This window comes from Faecalimicrobium dakarense (genome assembly GCF_000499525.1).
Classification (GTDB): Bacteria; Bacillota; Clostridia; order Peptostreptococcales; family Peptostreptococcaceae; genus Faecalimicrobium; species Faecalimicrobium dakarense.
Genome location: NZ_HG529309.1, coordinates 1 through 2,743, shown reverse-complemented (window position 1 = coordinate 2,743; position 2,743 = coordinate 1). Strand labels below are relative to the sequence as shown.

At 25.8% G+C, this 2,743-nt stretch carries 4 protein-coding genes; 2 read left to right on the top strand and 2 right to left on the bottom strand.

What is annotated here, in order from left to right:
- Positions 1-24: 24 nt before the first annotated feature.
- Positions 25-744, bottom strand: a complete 720-nt coding sequence (locus BN899_RS07360; protein WP_042274226.1) for a biosynthetic peptidoglycan transglycosylase — start codon at positions 742-744, stop codon at positions 25-27.
- 186 nt (positions 745-930) lie between these two features.
- A complete protein-coding gene (locus tag BN899_RS07355) occupies positions 931-1,278 on the bottom strand; it encodes a hypothetical protein (RefSeq protein ID WP_042274223.1) in 348 nt (115 codons plus the stop codon).
- Positions 1,279-1,478: 200 nt separating this feature from the next.
- On the opposite strand from BN899_RS07355, the gene BN899_RS07350 reads away from it, so the two are divergent.
- Both BN899_RS07350 and BN899_RS07345 read left to right on the top strand, forming a co-directional pair.
- Complete coding sequence (locus BN899_RS07350; protein ID WP_042274221.1) at positions 1,479-1,799, top strand: hypothetical protein; 321 nt, start codon at positions 1,479-1,481, stop codon at positions 1,797-1,799.
- A gap of 68 nt (positions 1,800-1,867) precedes the next feature.
- Positions 1,868-2,731, top strand: coding sequence for an HD domain-containing protein (locus BN899_RS07345; protein ID WP_042274219.1), 864 nt, complete (start codon positions 1,868-1,870; stop codon positions 2,729-2,731).
- The last annotated feature ends 12 nt before the right edge of the window (positions 2,732-2,743 follow it).

Genomic DNA, 2,743 nt, shown 5'->3' with positions numbered 1-2,743 from the left:
TTTTTATTATATAGATTGCTTAATTTATATTCTAGAATCAATATCACCTAATACATAGTATTCATTACTGTGTTCTAAAACATCATTTTTATTCATTGCTTCTAGAACTACTTTCTGACGAGCTACGGCTTTATTATAATGATTACTTAAAGCATATCCATTTGGAGACTGAGGAAGACCTGCTAAAAGAGATGCTTCGTTTAAATCTAAATCACTAGGTCTAACACCGAAGTAACCTCCACTAGCTTCTTTTATACCTATATAATTATCACCATAATTTATGATATTTACATACATTTCAAGGATTTCATCTTTAGAGTAGTTTTTCTCAAGGTCATGAGCTAAAAATGCCTCTGATACCTTTCTAGCAAGATCTTTATCTCCATTTAAGTAAAGATTTTTTGCTAATTGTTGAGTTAGAGTACTTCCGCCTTGAACTATTTTACCTTCAACAACATTATTTATTGTTGCTCTTATAATCGAGATAAAATCTAAGCCACCATGTTTATAAAATCTATGATCCTCAACTGACACAATACCATCTAGAAAGTCTTTATCTATTTTCTCAATAGATGTATAATCTTTATCACTTTTAACTTCATTTACTTTTTCTTCTAAACTTATATTGCTTATTACTTCCTTATATTTATTGTACCCATCTATAACAGTACCCCCTACAGATACGCATAAAAGTATCATTATAGATGCTATTGACATTGCTAAAATCTTAATTGATTTTTTCATAATAGATACTCCTTTTATTTATGCCATGTATAACTTATTTTTAATGTTTATTTATCTTATGAAAATATTATACATTGATTTTAGACAAAAATCCTTAAATATACCTTAAATTTATATTACAATTTTGACATATAAAGTTAAATTGATTTAAGATTAAGTATCTATTTGAAGTTAATTGGATTGAATTTATAGTTTAGATATTATAATTTCATTACATTTATACTTAATACTATACTCAGAAAATATAGTTAAAATTTCATGAAGACCAACGCTAGATATTATACCCATAGCACTTAAAAAATTAACATCTGCTAATTCTGAAATCATAGGGGCAAAGCCTATTGAACTTAAAAAAGCGGCACCATCAAGAGATTTTTCTAAAGTGTATCTACATCTATTTTTATTAGAATCACTTATAACAATATTATTAAGAGGTTTTAAAGTTTTAATAATTTTCTCATCATTGATTATAATGTGTCTTTCTTTATTCTTAAGAGCAGTTTGTAGCTCTGACTTGTTATTTGCTTTATACATACTAATTGCTTCCTTTCAAAGAAAAATAATAAAATTTTCGATTTAAGAAATATTATATCATGAATTGTATGAATTATAGATTTAATAATTAAAATATAAAAGAAATATAAACTTAAAAATTATAAACTTTATTTAATTAATATTAAGTATAAGTAGTGATATAATTATTTTATATATTCATAAAAACAGGGGGAAATATTATGGGATTATGTAAAGATGAAATGAAAAAATTAATAAATGGAGAAGTAGAATCTGTTCATATAATTTCTGAATTTGAGACACTTGAAGGTATATCTACATCAGTACAGGTATGGAATTATGATAATGAAAAAGATATTATATCATATACTACAATTACAAAATCTAACGCTAAAAAACCATATTTTATTAAAATAAAAAATGGGGCAGACTTTGTAGATAAAAAATATGTAGGAGAAAGTTTGACAGATGACACTAAACTTACACTTACTACTAAAGAAAAAGCTTTTGAACTTTTAGAAAAATTACAGCAAGCAAAATAAATAGTGCATTTTAAAATTACAAATTTAGCACATACTAAATTTAAATAAGATGAAATGGAGTATATGCTATGAGTAATAAAACAAAAAGAACTCTTATGATAATGAAACGTTTATATAAGGATGGAAATAAAACAGTATATTCACTATGTGATAAAAATGGATATATAAAAGCAAAGCTTGCAAATAAAGGTAAGTTAGATATAGGACAAGTAATAGAAATAGAAGATAGCAATGAATATGTAGTTGATGTTTCAAACTATAAAATAATAACAGACTATAAGCTAGAAGATTATCTTCCAACTTCTAAAATACCAATAGAAGATATTATGAATAAGATAGATGAGATAACAAAAGAGTATATTACATCTCCACAAGCAGTTAAATTAAATGATTATTTCTTTAAAGATGAAGAATTTCTAGCAAAATTTAAAAAATGTATAGGTGGAGTATCTATGCATCATAATTATATAGGTGGTTTAGCAGAACATACTCTTCATGTAATGCGTTTAACTAAAATACTTTGTGAACTTTATAATTGCAGACGACCAGAAATAGCTATTTTAAGTGCGAAGCTTCATGATATAGGGAAAATACATGAGCTTTTCTATGAAGGTCCTTTCAAGTATACATTAGAAGGAGAATTAGAAGGACATATAGTAATAGGTGTTCAAATGATAGATAGAGCATTAAGAGAATGTGGTAATGTATTTAGTGAAGACTTTGTAAGAAGAGTTAAAGGATGCATAACTCAACATCATGGAAAAGTTGAATATGGTTCTCCAAAGGCTGCTAACATGGAAGAGTCATTTATATTAAATTACGCCGATAGTATAGATGCAACTTTAAATAAGATAAATCAACTTAAGGAAAGTTGTGAAATTGATAGTTGGTCTGAATATGAAAGAAAATTAGACACAAGACTTTATTTATAAAATTAAAAANAA